Raw genomic sequence first — 15983 nt, 5'->3', positions numbered from 1 at the left:
TCCTGATCAGGTGGAGAACAGCGTCCTCCACCTGCTCCCGGTCGCGCTGCGCGCGTACCGCGTCACTTGGACCCGGCGGGTTCCGGGTCGGTGAATGCGGGGGCCCGCCGGGGGAGTTGGGTGGGTGCCCGGGGACGGGAGAGGAGTTTCCCCCGGGCCGCGTGGCGAAGGACCGGCTTGTTGTCAGGCCGCGGAGGAAGGCGAGGAACTTGTCGAACAGTCGCCGCAGAGCCCCCGGCCCCTGCGGCGAACTCCTTGTGCTGTCCTGGTGCGATTCCGGTTCCTCCTTTCTGCCGTACTCCCTCCCGATCAGTTCTCGCGCCTGCTGCTCGATCTCGGGGGACACCTGGCCCTCCTGTCCTGATCAGGGAGCGGGAGACTTTGTCAGCTGCTGTACGGGCAGGACCGGCTTCGGTGCGTCGGTCGTCGAGGTGGAGACCTGGTGAGTCGCCCTGATCGTCGGACTGAGGTCCTGCACGGCCTTGGCCCTCAGGTCCTGCCGGATCTCGGTCGAGTCCTGGATCAGGGCATCCATGCCGGAGATGAATTTCTGGTGGTACTTCGCCTGCGCCGCGGTGAGATCGACCTTGGATGCCGGATTGAACGGATGCTGCGCGTCGATGACGTGGGCGAAGTCGATGAGTTTGGCGTCCACCGTCTTGGGGGTGCCCGTCGGGGCGCCTTTCTCATCCCCGTGCACGGAGAACACACTTGAGGCGATGAAGCCCAGTTTTGAAGTGTCGGCGGCAGTCCGGATCGCGGTCATCTTGTCGATCAGCTGGTCCCACACCTTGGGGTCGTCCGAGAACCTCCTGAGGATCTCCTTCGACCGCGCACCGCTGAACACGCGGGTCTGATGCGCGTCGGTACCCGCCACGACCCGCCAGCCACGGAACGTCGACCCGGTCATCAGATCACCGCCGACCGCGAACTTGAAGCTCTTGAAAGCGGCCTGAAAGGCGTTCTTGCCCTGCTGGGCCCGATTCTCGTCGTAACTGGTCGTGGCATTCCCGACCTTGGTGTCCAGGACCTTCTTGTTGTCCAGACCCGCGGTGATGTTCTCGATGTACACGTTCTGTGTGTCGTCGAGCCGAGTGCCCTGCGGCAGGTCGGAACCCAGCAGATCACGGGCTCCCTGGGCGTCGTAGGAGTTCGGGACGACCTCCTTGAAACCCGAGTACGCACCCTCGCCGTTCCTGACGCGGCGATAGAATTCGTGTTCCACGGATCCGGCGGGCGCGGGCTTCTCCAGGATCCGGCCTTCGGTTCCGATCGGCCTGATCCCGCCATGGCCGCCGGCATTGAGCTCCGATGCGCTTGCCTTCGGGGATCCTTGTGGCGATACCTTCGGTGATCCCTGCGGCGTCCCGGGGTTGGATTTCGCTCCTTCCGTCCGAGCAATCTCCAGGTCTCGTTCGAGCGCCGAGTCCTCCACCTCCACGAGCTTCGGTGCCTGCTCGACATCCATCGGTGTCGTCACGTGGTCCACACCCTTTCTTCTCCCAGTGGAGCCAATTGGTTCCGCCCGGCACAACGGCCCTGAACGCGGACCCGGTTCATTCGACCGGGGCAGAAATTTCCGCGAAGGGGTCCATGTCGTCGACGGTCGGTGTTTCCTTGGCGCGGTGCATTCCAGGCTTGCAGCCGGCGAACGGGCCCTGTGGGTCACGCAGGTTGTTCATGACCACGGCCAGATGGTCGCGATGCCAGCTCGCCGGTCCCGTCATCGGCGAGCCGGGGCCCGTCAGTTCGCCCCAGGCCAGCCAGAGGCCGTGGAGTTGGGCGACCGCCTCGGGGTGTTCCCACCAGCGTGGGCACCAGGGGGACGCGGACGTGACTTCCCTGCCGTAGACCGGCAGCAGCACGTGGTGGGTCCAGAGGGTCAACTTGCGTAGGGCCAGGGCGTATTCGCGGCCCTGGAAGTAGAGGATGAACTGCGGGGGGTCAGGCGTCCTCTCCTTGGACTCCGCGGTTTCCGTGGTCTCGGTGTTCTGCGTCGACGTCGTCGACATTGGTCCTCCTGCGATGTCCGGGATGCTCGCGGTCAGTTGTCACGCGTCCGGTCGGACCACCCCCAGGATCTCCATCGACGCCGCCGGGGAGACGTACACCCAGCGGCCGGGGCGAGGGGCCTGGATTATCTTTCCGTCGCCTGTGTAGAGGGCCACGTGGCTGGCGTCGGAGAAATAGATGATGAGGTCGCCGGGGCGCATTGTGGCGATGGGGACGTGTTTCAGCTGGGCCCATTGGAGTTCCGATGTGCGGGGGATCGTGACGCCCGCTGCGAGCCACGCCTGAGAGGTGAGGCCCGAGCAGTCGAAGGAGTCCGGGCCCTCGGCGCCCCAGACGTACGGCTTGCCCAGTTGCTTCGTGGCGTAGGCGATGGCCTTTCGGCCCGCCGGGGTGGCCTGCGTGCCGACCTGGTCGAGGATGCCCGTGTCCACCCACTCCGCCTGGGCGTCCGCCGCCTCCTGTGCCTCCAGGGCCGCCAGTTGCTCGCGCTGCTTCTCCGCCAGGCTCGATTCCAGTCTTTTCGCGGCTGTGATGTGCTGCTCGATCGTCCTGCGGTCGGCGGACATGGTCCGGCGGTTATTCTCAAGGCGCTTCAGTTCGGCGGACGCCTCGTCGGTGCGGGTGCGGAGCTTCTCGCGGGTCCCCCTGAGTGCCTTGACCAGTTCCTGCGTGGACTGCTGCGCCCGGCGGGTCAACGTCGCGTTGTCCAGGGCGCTTTCGGGGTCGTCGTCCAGCACGAACTGCACCTCGGCGGGCAGGCCCCCGCCCCGGTACTGGGCCGCTGCCGCCGCTCCCGCCAGGGAATTGAGGCGGGTCAGGTTCGACTCGGTCGCCTGGATGCGGGACCTGAGCGTGCCGACTCGCCTCTCCTGCGCTCTCACTTTCACATCGACGGCGTTGTACTTGTCCGTCGCCACCTCGGCGTCGTGATAGAGGCGCTGGAGCTCGGCCTTCACCTCGGTGAGGGTCGTCGGTGTCCTGGGCTCGGCGCCGGCCGGTTGCTGGATCGCCGCCGTCAGGGCGATGGCCAGGGCGACGGCCGCCGTCGTCCGGTGGCCGTGCGGGCGTGGAGTCCATGTCCATGGGGTCATCTGGGCCGAAGCTCCCTTCGTTGGCTTGGGTCGTCTCCACAACGGGCCCTCGGGGGGCGGTGGTTCAAGGAGTGCCTGAACCGGGTGCGGGCCGCGGCCCGTTGTGCGGGCGAGGAATTTCCGCCGGTGAAAGGGGCTGTATGGACGCGGAGTTGGCGCTGCTGGCGTTGTGCACGGGGTGCGGGCTCGGCTTTCTGCTGCTCGCCCTCCGGTCGCTGGTCGTGGTCGGGCGGTTGTGGGCGCGTGGGCTGCGCGTGATGGGGGTCGTGACGCCTCGGGGGGCCGGTGACCGGCGACCGGGCGGACTCGTGGCGTTCTGCGACCACTTGGGGCGGCATCTCCTTCTCGAACCTGGCCGGTACGGGGCGTTGTGCGGATTGCCGCCGGTCGGCGGGAGCGTGCCCGTGGTGTACGTCCGGGAGCGGCCCACCGCTGCCCGGCTGTGGACGGTGCGCCATCTGCTGGCGCCGGCCTTCGGCTGGTTCCTGTCCTCGGCCCTGGCGTTCGGCACGGGGGTGGTGGTGTCGCCGTGAGGCCCGACGGCAGGTCGGAGGACCGGATCCCTGAGCTCGACATCCTGCGCGGGTTCGCCCTGTGCGGGATCCTGCTGGTCAACGCCGAGCTGATGGCCGGGCCGGAGGTCGTGTTCGGAGGCGGCGGGGGCGGGTCCGGTGGCTTCGCGCTCGACCGCCTGATCGCCTGGCTGGTCACCGCGCTCGTGACCGCCAAGTTCTACCCGCTGTTCGCGTTCCTGTTCGGGTACGGGTTCGTGTGTCAGATGCGGGCGGCGGAGCGGGCCGGCGTCCCGTTCGCGCCGCGTCATCTGCGGCGCACGGGTGGGCTGTTCGCGATCGGCGTGCTGCATGCCGTGCTGCTGTATCCCGGCGACATCCTCACGACGTACGCCGCGCTCGCGCTTCCCCTCTTCGCCCTGCGCGGCATCGCGCCCCGCACCGCCCTGCGCGTCGCCGCCGGGCTGGTGGTGGGGCTGTCGGTGCTGCTGCTCGGGTACGGGCTGCTGGTCGTGGCCGCGACAGGCACGCCCGCCGCTTCTCCCGGGGACCCGTTCGCCGCCGCCCTCCGCGGGGACGCGCCGTCCGTTCTGCGGGCGCATCTGCGCGCACTGTCGGCCGCGCTCGGCGCGAACGTGCTCTACTCGCCGCAGATCTTCGCCATGTTCCTGACCGGACTCGCGGCGGCCCGGCTGCGGATCCTGGAGCGCTACGGGCGGGACGCGGTGTGGCTGCGGCGAACCGGCCTGCGCTGTCTGCCCGTCGGGCTCGCGGGAGGTGCGGTGACCGCCCTCTGCGCCAACGGGCCCCTCGACGGGCGCTGGTTCCTCGTCGGACATGCCGTCGGCGTCCTGACCGGACCCGCGCTGACGGCCTCGTACGCCTGTGGTGTGCTGTTGTTCGTGCGTGGCCGGACGGCCGGCGTGATCGCCGGCGCCGGCCGTCTCGCACTCACCCACTACCTCACCCAGTCCCTCGTCCTGGCCTGGGTGTTCACCGGCTACGGCCTGGGGCTGTACGGCCGGGTCGGGGCCGGCGCCGTGGTGGCGGGGTGCGTGGTGCTGTACCTCGTCCAACTCGCCGTCAGCCGACCGCTGTTGGCCCGCGCCTCGCACGGGCCGGCCGAACTCCTTCTGCGGACCCTCACGCTGGGGCGCCGTCCGGCTCGTGCACCGGCCGCTTGTCCAGCGACAGCGCCTCGCTCGGGAGCAGCCGACGGGCCGCGCGTTCCGTGATCGCCGCCGTCTCCGCCTTGGCCGCCGCCGAGATGGCGTCCGCGCCGGGCTCCTTGTACCAGGGGCGGAGGCGGATCAGGGCCGGCTTGACGCCGGTGGCCAGGAGCAGGGCGGTGCCCTTGGGGAGGGCCCGGATGCGGTCGGGGGGCAGCACGGCCTCCTGGCGGTAGGAGTACGAGCGTGAAGTGCCGTCCTTGCTGCGGGAGACGCTCGGCGTGCGGACGTCGTGCTGGCCGACCAGGGTGGAGATCTTCTGGACGAAGTCGGCGTCGTCCAGGCCCGCGCCGAGGAGTTTGACGGTCGCCGCGCTCCACAGCGCGTCCATGCCCATCTCGCCCCAGACCCGGGCGCCCTGGCGGTAACTCTGCAGGAGCGTCACGACGTTGATGCCCCGGGAGCCGAAGTGGGAGTAGAGGTCGGGCAGATCGGAGATGCGGCAGACGTTGGCCGCCTCGTCCAGCACCGCGGTCAGGGGCGGGTCCAGGCGGCCTCCCATGCGTTCCGCCGCCACCACGCCCGCCCGCATCGTCGCGTCGGCGATGCCCGCGATGACGCCCGCCGCCGAGCCGCCGCCGTCCTTGGACAGCAGATAGAGGGTGTCCTTGGACAGGACATGGCGGTCGGGGCGGAACTCGGGCAGCTCGGGGTCAGGGGTGACCCAGGCGAGGATCTCGGGGTCCAGCAGGCAGGAGACGGTCTGGCGGGCGGTCTCGTAGATGCCGTCCCGGGTCTCCACCGCGCCGCGGACCGTGCCCTGCAACTGCTCGGCCATCGCGATGAGTCCGGTGTCGCGGAGCAGGTCGACCGGCGTGCGGTCGGCCGGGTCGGCGAGCCACGCCAGGAGGTCGACCACCGAGGCGCCACCGCGGGCGGCGGCCAGGAAGAGGGCCGTGAGGGTGTTCTGGGCGGCCGAGATCCAGAAGTCCTTCTTCGCGGTGTCGTCGTTCACGGACGCCACGAAGTGGCCTGCCAGGCGGCGGGCGCTCTCGATGGTGTCGCACTCGCCGAGCAGGTTCCACCACATGGCACGCGGGGTGTGCGCGATGCCCTGCGGGTCGAACGTCCATACCGTGCCCGCCTTTTCGCGCTCCGCGCGGGTGACGGCGTACACGTCGGACTTGTTGGAGGTGAGCAGGACGGCGCCCTGGGCGCGCAGCACCCGGGGGATGGCGATGCCGGTGGACTTGCCGGCGCGCGGGGCCATGAGGTCGAGCTCCACGTCCTCGTAACTGCTGCGCAGCTCCGGGCCCTTGGGGTCCAGGTCGCCGAGGAGGTTGCCGGTCTCGTCCGGGTGCACCTGCTCGCGGCCCTTGAGGGTGGGGCGCAGGTCGCGGGCGCGGGCCTCGATGCCCGCCGGGCACATCGAGGCGAGTTCACGGCGGCCCGCCAGGCCCTTGGGGGCGGACCGGTGGTTCAGGAGGAGACGCAGGGCCAGGGCGACCGGGACCGCGATGAGCGCCGGCAGGCCGAGCATGCCCGCGTAGACGACGGCCGGCGGTGCCTGCGGCCACAGCGTGGCCGGGCCGTCGCCGACCAGGTGGGAAACCGTGGACATGGTGAACGGCGGGGCGTCGAAACCGTAGCCGCCGACTCCCGCGCCGAGAGTGCCGCCGGCCCAGGCGACCGTGAACAGCGCGAGCGAGACGCCGGCGATCGCGACCAGCGCCCAGGGCAGCTGCTCGCTCATGTCACCGCCGCCGCGCGGGCCGCTCACGCGGTCCACCGCCCGGCGGCGGCCTGCGGGTCCGGCGTACCCGGGAAGGGGAATCCGTCGGGGCCCGGTTGCTGGAGCGGTGTGCCCGGGTGGCCGTAGGGGCCGGGCTCCTGGCGCGTCCCGCGCGGGAAGCCGTCAGGTCCGAGTGCGGGCCCGGGTTCCTGGAACACTCCCCGCGGCCCCTCCTGCGCGGCCCTCGCCACCTCCCCGGCGGCCCGGGCCACCGCCTGTTCGACGGCCTCCTCGTTCGGGGTCCAGCGGGTGTTGGTGTTGTGCAGGCGGCGCTCCGCGTCGGTGATGGCGACCTTGATGGGGATGCCGGGGCGGCCGCCGACCTTGATGAGGAAGCGGCCCCGGCCGGGCGGCTCCTCGTGGTCGCCGGTCACTCCCCAGCCCGGGGGCGAGGACCAGGACGACACGAGTTCCACCTCGCGCCGGGAGAGGCCCACCACCTTGCCCAGGTCCTCCATCTCGGTCTTCGGCAGGCCTGCGCAGACCACCATCCCGGCCCGCTCCACGAAGCCGCGGGCCTTGGCCCGGTCGGCGTCGGAGCCGAGCGCCTCGGCGTCCTTGAGGGTGTGGGTGATCTTGGCGTCGCCGAGACCGAGGGAACGGTTGAGTCGGGTGAGCGCGTCGATGCGGTCGACGATGCCGGAGGCCGCGCGCAGCGGGCGCCACAGTTCGTCGAGGACGGTGAAGAACCAGCGCCGGGGCGCGAGTCCGGCGTCCGCGAGGGCGTGCGAGGCGGCCACCGTGCCGAGCCCGTCGGACCAGGCGGCCAGCATCGCCGCCGCGGTCAACTGGGTGTCCGCCTCGCCGATGCCGGAGATGTCGATGCACACGGCGGGCGCGTCCGGGTCGATCCGGGTGGACGTCTCGGAGGCGAAGGTGGAGCCGAGGGGGCCGTCGAGGATGCCGAGCAGGGAGCGGTGCAGCGGGTCCACGGCGTCCCGGTAACGGGCGTCGTCGCCGCGGTCCAGGGTGACCGCGCGGACCCGGTCGGGGCCCTCGGTCAGCACCCGCAGCAGGTCGGGCAGCAGGACCGTACCGCCCGCCGGGGTGCGTTCGCGCAGGTGGTGCAGGCAGGCGCTCAGCACGGACTGCTCGTGGTCGTCCATCGGGCGGCCCCGCACGATCGTGATGAGCGCGGCCACCATGTTCAGCACGCGCCCGTGCGTCTCGGCCAGCAGGACCTCGCCCGCCTCGCCGCCGATCTTCGCCGCCGCCGCGCCCATCGCGCCCGGGTCCAGGACGTTGATGCCGCCCCGGCCGCGGCCGATGGAGATGACCTGGCCGCCGAGCGCGCGCACGGTGTCGGCGTAGTCGGGCTTGAGGTCGCCGAGCACCAGCGGTACGACACCGGTCGCGGCGAGCCCGATCAGCATCCGGTTGACGAGCGTGGATTTGCCCAGGCCCGGCATGCCGAGCATGAACAGCGACGGGTTGGAGATGTAGCGGGCCCGGGTGAACCAGCTCAGCGGATCCCCGCACACCGTGGCGCCGGTGAACAGGTGCTGCCCGAGCGGCACTCCGGTCATCGGCGAGCCGGAACCGGCCGAGAACGGCCACATCCCGCAGGCCTGCACGGTGGTGGCCCGCCACATGGTCGGCGGGTCCATGTAGCCGACCTGCCCGCCGCCCGGCCCGTACCAGCCGCGGGCCGGCACGTGGAGCCGCTTGGGGCGGGCCGGGGCCTGCGCCTTCCGCGCCGGCTTCCCGGGCTGGTCCGTCCCGGGCGCCGGGCGCCCGGCCCGCTGGGCCGCCAGGTTCCTGCGCGCCTGCGACTCGGCCCGGCGGTCCGCCCGTTCGGCCTTCTTCTCCTCACCGCGGCGACTCACAGCGCCTCCTGAAGCTCGTAGGGGATCAGGGTCTGTTCCCACGGGAGGATCCCGGCGGGCAGGGTGCAGCTGAACGCGGCCGCCTGCATGCGGTCGGCGGGGCGCATCAGCACCCGGGAGGCCGCGGTCAGATTGCGTACGGCCACGCCGGCGTCGGCCAGTTGGCCGATGTCGTCGACGGTGACCGTCACCATCAGGGAGAACTCCACGAGTCCGGCGCCGGCCGCCTCCTCCGCCGCGGTCTGTTCCGCCGCCCGCACCTCGGAGGCCGCGCGGGCCTGCACCATGCCCTTGCCGGAGGTCGCCATGAACTGGGCGCTGCGCCGGTCCGCCTCGACGATCCGGGCCGAGGTGGCCGGGTCGATGGGCCGGTAGATCAGCGCGACCCGCTTGCGGCGGGTGCCGGGGGCCGCCTCCAACATGCCCCGAAGGACCGAGGACCGTACGGTGCCGCGCGGTGCGAGGGTCAGCATCCAGGTCCGGGACACACCCGAGTCGTGCTGGTAACTGCCCACGGTCTCGACGGTCGCGGCCGGGCCGGCGTCCTCCCACTCCAGGCCCGTACCGCCGTCCCGGGCACGGGCGTTGAGGACGTCGGCGGCCACCGCCGGGTCGTACGCCACCCGGACCACCTCGGCGATCCGCTCCGCCGACAGCGCGTAGGCCGCGCCGCCGCCCGCCGCGATCAGACCGCTGAGCAGGCCGGGGATGCGGATGGCGAGGTCGGTGACGACGTCCTCCTGCTTGCGCTTCTGGCCGGCCGGGACGCCGTAGGTGAGGGAGACGTAGGTGTGCATCTCGGAGGAGGCGGTGGGGTAGCGCTCGACGACCTCCTCCATCACCGCGCGGGCGGCGGGCGGGGCGTCGGGGTGGATGCGGGGCAGCACCTCGTTGGCGAGCCGGGTGCCCGGGTCGGGCGCGGTCTCGACGATGACGGAGGCGCCGCGCAGACCCGGTTCGTGCGCGAGACGGGCCAGCCACTCGCCCCACAGCGCCACCCATACGTCGACCTGGTCCGGGTCGACGAGGGAGCCGCCGTCGGGGTCGCAGCCCAGGACGATCGTGTACAGGTTGCGGGCCGGGTGGTGCAGGACGCCGAAGGGGCGGTCGTAGGTGTCCGTGCCCTCGGTCGCGGTCACCTTGTTGAGCAGGCCCGGCGGGCGGAACCGGCCGCCCGGACGCGGTGACAGCGGCCCGGAGACGTACAGGTGCGAGCCCTTGGCCTTGCGGCGCCACCAGCCGACCCGCAGGGTGATCAACTGGTAGACGTTGCGCCCGTCTTGAGTGCGGATGGCCAAGGGGACCAGCAGGACGATCAGCGGGGCGATCACCACCAGGGCGGCGATCAGCGAGATCAGCGACGCCAGCAGGGTCAGGACGAGGCCGCCGAAGACCCCGAACGTGCCGACCAGACCGAGCGGACCAAGGCCCGGCCTGCGCGGCCGGCGCCAGTTCCCGTAGGTGGGATGGGTGACTGCTTCCGTGGACATGGTGATCCTGAATTCCCTTCGTGAAGGGGCGAGTTGGGAGGGAGCAAGGTCGACTGATGGTGTGTCAGGTGTTGTGGCCGCGGTCGCCGTCCGCGCCGCTGACAGCGCCGACCGCCGTGTCGCCGACGATGCGTGCCGCGGTGGTCGCCGCGCTGACCGCGGCCCCGACCGGCCCGGCGGCCGCGGCGGCGGAACCGCCCGCACCGGCGGAACCCATGCCGCCGCCGGCGCCGCTCGGCCCCGACCTGCCGCCGGGCCCCGCACCGCCGCCGGAACCGTCGCCGCCGTTCGCGCCGCCACCGCCCGCCGCGCCGCTGACGCCGGACGAGCCGCTGCCTCCGGAGGCACCCGAACCGCCCGCCGCGCCGCTGGGCCCGGCCTGGCCGCCCGAGCCCGAGCCGCCCGAGCCGACGGACCGCGCGCCGGACGCCAGCGCGCCGCCGACCTGGGACATCGCGCCGCCGACGCCGCCCGAGCCGAGGGCCGCGGTGGCCGGGACGACGAGCTTCAGCAGGGCGGGCAGGGCGATCGCGGACAGCAGCATCACGCCGATACCGGCGATGCGTTCGTTGATGTCGTTGCCGCCCTGGTCCTGCGCGCCGCCGGAGGTGATCATCGCCGAGCCCGCGTACATCACGAGGGCCGCGGCCGGTTTGTAGAGCAGCCAGGCGATCATCCAGCCGATGTGCTTGCGCCACCAGCCGCCGCCCCACTCCGTCATCGACGCGGCGGCGGCCAGCGGCAGCGTGCCGAGCATCAGGATCATCACGCCGAGCCGGATGTACAGCAGGATCGTGTGGATGATGCCGGCGATCAGCAGCAGGAAGGCCAGGATCAGCAGCAGGAACGACGTGATGCCGTCACCGTCGGAGCAGGCGCCCACGTTGTTCAGCTGGTCCTGGGCGCCGGCCTTGAACAGGTAGTCGGCGTACCGGTCGGACAGCCCCGCCGCCGCGGTGACGATGGTGGTGGCGGCGCCGGAGACGAGGATCACCCGCAGGACGCCCTTGAGCGCGGTGACACCGGCGGTGCCGCGGCGCTCGACGGCCATCCGGGCGGCGGCGAAGATCAGCGAGCCGACCGCGAGATAGACCACGATCCACTGCGACTGGCTGTTGACGTCACGTGCCGTGCCCGTCCCCGACAGGGTCGGTATGGCGGTGGTCAGCGCCCCGAACACCGCGATCGCGCCCGCGAGGACGGCGTTGGCGATGCCCTTGACGATGGTGCCGATCGGGTCGCCGAGGAAGTCGAAGAAGCCGACCACGGCGTCGACCACGGGATTGCCCGTCGGGCAGGCCATGTCACATCCCCCACATCAGGAAGCCGTTGGTGGCGGTCACGGTCTGGACCGCCGTGTGCAGGGCGCCGTCGCCGCTGGGCTGTACCTTCCAGTCGCCACCGCTCCACCGCAGACCGACGGTCGTGGTGGCGTAGCCCGAGGAGGTCTTGATGAGCAGGTTCACGTCCGCGGCCGAGCCCCGGTAGGAGGAGATCGTGAAGCCGGCGTACGTCGCGGTCGCCGGGGTGCGGGGGCCGGTGGAGTCACGGACGGTGGAGCGCTGGGACACGAACAGGTCGCGGCCCCGGCCCGGCATCACCTGTTCCTCGGTGACGGTCCGCCAGTTCGGGCCGCTCATCTGGGAGGGGATGATGTGGGCTGCCAGCGCGGCGCCCGTCGGGGTGTGCGCGAAGCACCACCACACCGGGCCCGAGGTACGGGTGGGGCCGGCCGACGCGGACACCGGTACCCGGGACACGTCGAGCGTGCGCCAGTTGATGTCCTTCGGCGCGGCCGTGGGCAGTGCCGGGCCCGCGCTGTCGTCGGTACGGCAGCCCGCGGGCCGGGCGCCCTGGGCGACCGGCGTCCCGGACAGCGGGCCGCCCTCGGAGACAGCGGCGGCGGAGGCCTCGTCGCGGTCCGTCGTCAGCGCGACGACGCCGCCCACGACGAGGACCACGGCGAGGAATCCCGCCGACACCTGCCAGCTGCGCTGCTTGTAGTACGGGCCCTCGGGCTCGGCCCGCCGTTGTCGGCGTGTGAACACCTCGACCGCCCCCTACCCGCTCACGCGAAGACGAAGTTGACCAGCGGACCGGCGGTGGCGACGAGCACACAGCCGCCGAGCACCATGCCGAGCCGGCTCATGTGCTCCGAGCTCTCGCCGCGCTTGACGGAGATGGCCATCATCGCGCCGGTGATCAGCACACCGGCCACGCCGGCGGCGGTACCGGCCCAGGCGGCTATGCCGAGCACGGTGTTGACCTTGGCGGTGAGTTCCCCCGGTGCGTTGCGGCCCGGTTGGGGCACGCCGGCGGCGAGGACGGACGCGGTGTCGAACAGCAGTGAGGACATGGATGTCTCCGGGTGGGTGTGTGCCACGGAAGGTGGCGGAAGGGAGTGGGCCGGCGGGGCCGGGCCCGGTGCGGGAACGCTCGGCGAGTCCGGTGCGCGAAACGGTCGGTGGTGGTGCGCGAAACGGTCGGTGGTGGTGATGCGCGAAAGGGTTGGTGGAGGTGGCGCGCGAAAGGGTCGGCGGATGTGGTCCGCGAAACGGTCGGTGGTGGTGATGCGCGAAAGGGTCGGCGGATGTGTTCCGCGAAACGGTCGGTGGACGCGGTGCGCGAAACAGTCGGTGGACGTGGTGTGCCGACGTGGTCCGCGGGAGCGGCCGGCGGGAGCGGTCAGTGCAGGGAGAGGTCGCCGAGGAAGGCGACCAACGGGCCGGCCGTCGAGGCGATGAGGCAGCCGAGGGCGACGAAGAGAACGCCGCGGAAGTGCTCGCCGCCCTCGCCGGGGTCGCCGCGGCGCATCTGGATCGCCATGTTGATGCCGACGACGATCAGCCCGCCGACCCCGGCGGCACTGGCGCACCAGGCGATGACCCCGAGGATGGTCCCGGCGTCGGGCCCGGGGTCGAAGGCGGCGAGCGTACGACCGAGGGTGGCACCGCGGCCGGTCATGGACCCTCACCTCCCCGAACGAGCCGCCGCGGGGCGGGCCGGTCGGGCGGGGCGGGGACGTTCACGGGAGTGCTCACCTCGAACACGGGTCTGTGGAAGGCGAGTCGGGTGACGTCAGAGGCGGGACGGTTCGAGGACGCGGCCTCCTCGACGGTCTCGGCCGGCCCGGCGCCGGATGGGAGGGCGTGATCGCTGCCCGGGGCGTCGTGCTCGTCCGGCGTTGCCTGTGGACTCGGGCCGCAGTAGGTCGAGTTCATGCGTGGCCCCCCTCTTCGGCGCGGTGGCGGTCGATCAGTTCGGCCAGGGGGGCGAGTTGTCTCGGCAGGGACCTGGAGCGGGCGCCCACGCGCCAGGACGGGATCCACGGGACCCGGTGCACGGGTGCCGCCGCGCGGATGACGCGGATACGGCGGAGCAGGCTGAGCGGCAGTCGGCCCGGGATGTCGGCCACCAGGATCACCCCGAGCAGGTCGAGTCCGCGCGGGGCGTTGCCCTCGTGCAGCGCCTGCAACGCCCGTGACACCGACCGCAGTCCGCCGGCGCTGGTCCGTCCGACGAGCAGGATCCGGCGCGGTTCGCCCCGGGCGGGGTCGGGCCAGCGGGCGCCGATGTCCACGCCGCCCAGCGCGTGGGCGAGCGAGGTCGTACCGGCCCCGCCGTGCGCCTTGACCCACCCGATCTCCTGCGCCGACCGAGGCCGCGCGGGGCCCTGCTGCTGGGCACTCCAGGACGCCTCGGCGGCCGGCGCGGGCGCGGCCTTGCGTCGTACGCCGCCTGCCCGGGGACCCAGCCCGACGGACGGGGTGACGGCACGGCGGGCGGCGGGAACGTCGCTTCGGGGAGCCTCGCTCCCAGGGACTGCGGTGTCCACGGCGGGCCGTGGGAGAGGTGTCTCCGGCACGCGCTCCACGAGCCCGGAGAGCACCATGGTCGTCTCGGCCGGGGCGTGGGGCGCGAGCGGTTGCCGCGATCCCGGCTGCCCGGCCGGCCGCCGCACCGGAGTCTCCTGGAACGGAGTCTCCTGGATGGGACTCTCCTGGATCTGACTCTCCTGGACCGGCGTCCGGACCGGTGCCTGGGCCCGTGTCCGGGCCGGTGTCCTGGTCGGCATCCCTCCCGCGTCCGATGCGGTCGGCCCCCGCACCCACGACTGCGGGTCCGACGGCGCGGTCGAAGGAACGCTGCTGTGCGTCATGCGCGCCCCACCCCCCTCTTCCCCTCGCGACACGTGTGCTGTGTCTCTGTTTCTCCATGTCTCGGTGTCTCTTCCGGTTTCCCATGATTTGAACCGGTTCGCAGCGAGGCCCGTTTCGGTCTGTCGAGCCCGTCGGCAGCCACAACGGACCGTTCGCCCCGAACGGTTCAAGGCGTCGGAGATCCGTTTCGACCGACCGGACAAGGAAGGAGGGGCGTCCTCATGAGCCTCGCTGGGGGACAGTCACCGGACGAGGGCAACACCTCGAAGACCGCACGCAACGTCCTCGCGGCCGGCACCGGCTGCGGCTGTCTGCTGTCGCCGTTGGCCCTGCTCGGCACGGTCGTCGTCGTGATCATCATCGGCGGCTTCGGCGTCATCCTGGCCCCGCTGATCGCCCTGATCCTGCTCTTCACCGGCGGCGGCGGAGGCGGCGACGCGGGCGACGCGGACGCGGTGATCTCCTCGTTCCAGGGCGACGGCAAGGGCGAACTCGACGAGCAGACGGTCCCCTCGGAGCTGGTGGAGACCCTCAACAAGGCGGGCGAACTGTGCGTCGAGATCGGCCCGGTCGTCCTCGCCGCCCAGATCGAGCGCGAGTCGGACTGGAACGCCGCCCTGGTCGGCCCGGCCGGCGAGCAGGGCCTGGCCCAACTGCCGCCGGACATCTTCCAGAAGTACGGCGAGGACGAGGACGGCAACGACAAGACGTCCGCCCTCGACCCCGAGGACTCGATCATGGCGCAGGGCCGCTTCCTGTGCGATCTCGCCCACCAGGCCCAGCAGTTGATCGACTCCGGCGAAGCCACCGGCAGCGTCCTCGACCTGACCCTGGTCGGCTACGACGAAGGTCTGGACGCGGTCCGCGCGGCGCACGGCGTACCGAAGACCAACGAGGGCCAGGGCTATGTCCTGGGCGTCCGCGCCCTGTTCGCGAAGTACGACGGCACCGCGCCGATCCCGTTCTCCTCACCGCCGGCCACCCCTGGGGCGACCCCGTCACCCTCCCCTTCCCTGCCACCCCCTCCCTCTCCCTCTCCGTCTCCATGAGCCTCGAGTCCTGACGAGGAGTACCGCCATGTCCGCACCCCACTTCGAGATCCGCATCGGCGACGACGGCACGGCCGAGGTCGACGGTGAGCCGCTGTTCCCGCCCCCGGGCGGGTCCGTGCACGACGTCGTACTCGACCTGCTGCAAGGGCACGCCCAACGCCTGGGTGTCGTGGTCGAGGCGACCGTCAACAACGAGGACGGTCGGGCGACGTTCCTCCTGGAGGTCGCCCCGGACGGCTCCAGCCGCATCCCGTCGGCGGGCGGTCCGACGGCCGCCGAGGAGGAGCCGACCGACCTCACGGAGAGCGACTTCACAGAGAGGGCGCTCGCAGAGGGGGACCTCACAGAGACCGCCGCCCCCGCTCCCGTGCCGGTCCCCGTCCCGGCCTCAGCCCGCGTCCCCGTCCCCGTCCCCGGGCAACTCCTGGACCGAGTCCGCACCATCAACTCCGCAGCCGCGGAAGGCGAGTTGACCCACGCCCTGGAGATGGCGACCGAGCTGCGCGAGCATCTCGCCGGTGCCGAGGGCGACGCCCACCCCTACGCCCTGGAGGCGCGGGCGATGGAGGCGTACCTCGCGTATCTGTGCGGCGAGCACCGGCAGGCCACCGTGCTGGCCCTCGCGGTCGCCCGGATCCGCTGCGGGGCCGGTGACGCGCGGGCCGCCGACGAGGTCGCCCGGGCCGCCGCGGCCTGGCGCCGGCTCGACGACGACATCGCGGCCGTCGCGCACGGTCGTGAACTGCTGCACATGTGGGAGGCGTTGGAGCGGCGCGAGCTGCTGCCGCCGGTCCACCGGGAGCTCGCGGACCAGGTCCGACGGCATCTCCACTGGCTGGCGGCGGCGGCCTGACCTGGGCGTCATCCATCCGCACATC

Annotated in this window: 15 protein-coding genes; 4 read left to right on the top strand and 11 right to left on the bottom strand. The window is 72.1% G+C overall.

Going from position 1 to position 15983, the window contains the following annotated elements:
• Positions 1 to 364 precede the first annotated feature (364 nt).
• The 3 genes from ACIQI8_RS34350 to ACIQI8_RS34340 form a co-directional block, all read right to left on the bottom strand.
• Positions 365 to 1480, bottom strand: coding sequence for an inositol polyphosphate kinase family protein (locus ACIQI8_RS34350; protein WP_402359292.1), 1116 nt, complete (start codon positions 1478 to 1480; stop codon positions 365 to 367).
• Positions 1481 to 1556: 76 nt separating this feature from the next.
• A complete protein-coding gene (locus ACIQI8_RS34345; RefSeq protein ID WP_402359289.1) occupies positions 1557 to 2012 on the bottom strand; it encodes a DUF4913 domain-containing protein in 456 nt (151 codons plus the stop codon).
• Positions 2013 to 2051: 39 nt separating this feature from the next.
• Positions 2052 to 3104: an NlpC/P60 family protein gene (locus ACIQI8_RS34340; protein ID WP_402359286.1), complete on the bottom strand. Its 1053-nt coding sequence runs from the start codon at positions 3102 to 3104 to the stop codon at positions 2052 to 2054.
• Positions 3105 to 3244: 140 nt separating this feature from the next.
• Here ACIQI8_RS34340 and ACIQI8_RS34335 point away from each other — a divergent pair, with 140 nt between their 5' ends.
• A complete protein-coding gene (locus ACIQI8_RS34335; protein WP_402359283.1) occupies positions 3245 to 3637 on the top strand; it encodes a hypothetical protein in 393 nt (130 codons plus the stop codon).
• Positions 3634 to 4851 (top strand): DUF418 domain-containing protein, encoded by a 1218-nt coding sequence (locus ACIQI8_RS34330; RefSeq protein ID WP_402359281.1) that lies wholly within the window; start codon positions 3634 to 3636, stop codon positions 4849 to 4851. The genes ACIQI8_RS34335 and ACIQI8_RS34330 overlap by 4 nt, the downstream gene beginning before the upstream one ends.
• Here ACIQI8_RS34330 and ACIQI8_RS34325 read toward each other — a convergent pair.
• From ACIQI8_RS34325 to ACIQI8_RS34290, 8 genes are all read right to left on the bottom strand, one after another.
• Positions 4760 to 6538, bottom strand: coding sequence for a type IV secretory system conjugative DNA transfer family protein (locus ACIQI8_RS34325; protein WP_402359741.1), 1779 nt, complete (start codon positions 6536 to 6538; stop codon positions 4760 to 4762). The genes ACIQI8_RS34330 and ACIQI8_RS34325 overlap by 92 nt on opposite strands.
• Before the next feature lie 23 nt (positions 6539 to 6561).
• The gene (locus ACIQI8_RS34320; protein WP_402359738.1) at positions 6562 to 8184 is read right to left on the bottom strand and encodes an ATP/GTP-binding protein; all 1623 of its coding nucleotides are present in this window, start codon (positions 8182 to 8184) and stop codon (positions 6562 to 6564) included.
• 215 nt (positions 8185 to 8399) lie between these two features.
• Positions 8400 to 9893, bottom strand: a complete 1494-nt coding sequence (locus tag ACIQI8_RS34315; RefSeq protein WP_402359278.1) for an SCO6880 family protein — start codon at positions 9891 to 9893, stop codon at positions 8400 to 8402.
• Between the two features lie 64 nt (positions 9894 to 9957).
• A complete protein-coding gene (locus ACIQI8_RS34310; RefSeq protein ID WP_402359275.1) occupies positions 9958 to 11196 on the bottom strand; it encodes a hypothetical protein in 1239 nt (412 codons plus the stop codon).
• A 1-nt stretch (position 11197) separates the two neighbouring features.
• The gene (locus ACIQI8_RS34305) at positions 11198 to 11941 is read right to left on the bottom strand and encodes a hypothetical protein (protein ID WP_402359273.1); all 744 of its coding nucleotides are present in this window, start codon (positions 11939 to 11941) and stop codon (positions 11198 to 11200) included.
• 20 nt (positions 11942 to 11961) lie between these two features.
• The gene (locus ACIQI8_RS34300; protein WP_402359270.1) at positions 11962 to 12249 is read right to left on the bottom strand and encodes a hypothetical protein; all 288 of its coding nucleotides are present in this window, start codon (positions 12247 to 12249) and stop codon (positions 11962 to 11964) included.
• A gap of 329 nt (positions 12250 to 12578) precedes the next feature.
• Positions 12579 to 12857 carry a hypothetical protein gene (locus tag ACIQI8_RS34295; RefSeq protein WP_402359267.1) on the bottom strand — a complete coding sequence of 93 codons (279 nt, stop codon included), beginning with the start codon at positions 12855 to 12857 and terminating at the stop codon, positions 12579 to 12581.
• 253 nt (positions 12858 to 13110) lie between these two features.
• Positions 13111 to 14052 (bottom strand): hypothetical protein, encoded by a 942-nt coding sequence (locus ACIQI8_RS34290; protein ID WP_402359264.1) that lies wholly within the window; start codon positions 14050 to 14052, stop codon positions 13111 to 13113.
• A gap of 222 nt (positions 14053 to 14274) precedes the next feature.
• On the opposite strand from ACIQI8_RS34290, the gene ACIQI8_RS34285 reads away from it, so the two are divergent.
• Positions 14275 to 15102 (top strand): transglycosylase SLT domain-containing protein, encoded by an 828-nt coding sequence (locus ACIQI8_RS34285; protein WP_402359263.1) that lies wholly within the window; start codon positions 14275 to 14277, stop codon positions 15100 to 15102.
• 28 nt (positions 15103 to 15130) lie between these two features.
• Positions 15131 to 15958 carry a hypothetical protein gene (locus tag ACIQI8_RS34280; protein WP_402359260.1) on the top strand — a complete coding sequence of 276 codons (828 nt, stop codon included), beginning with the start codon at positions 15131 to 15133 and terminating at the stop codon, positions 15956 to 15958.
• Positions 15959 to 15983: the final 25 nt, after the last annotated feature.

This window comes from Streptomyces sp. NPDC092369, assembly GCF_044755245.1.
Classification (GTDB): Bacteria; Actinomycetota; Actinomycetes; order Streptomycetales; family Streptomycetaceae; genus Streptomyces.
This window is presented reverse-complemented; position numbering and strand designations above follow the sequence as displayed.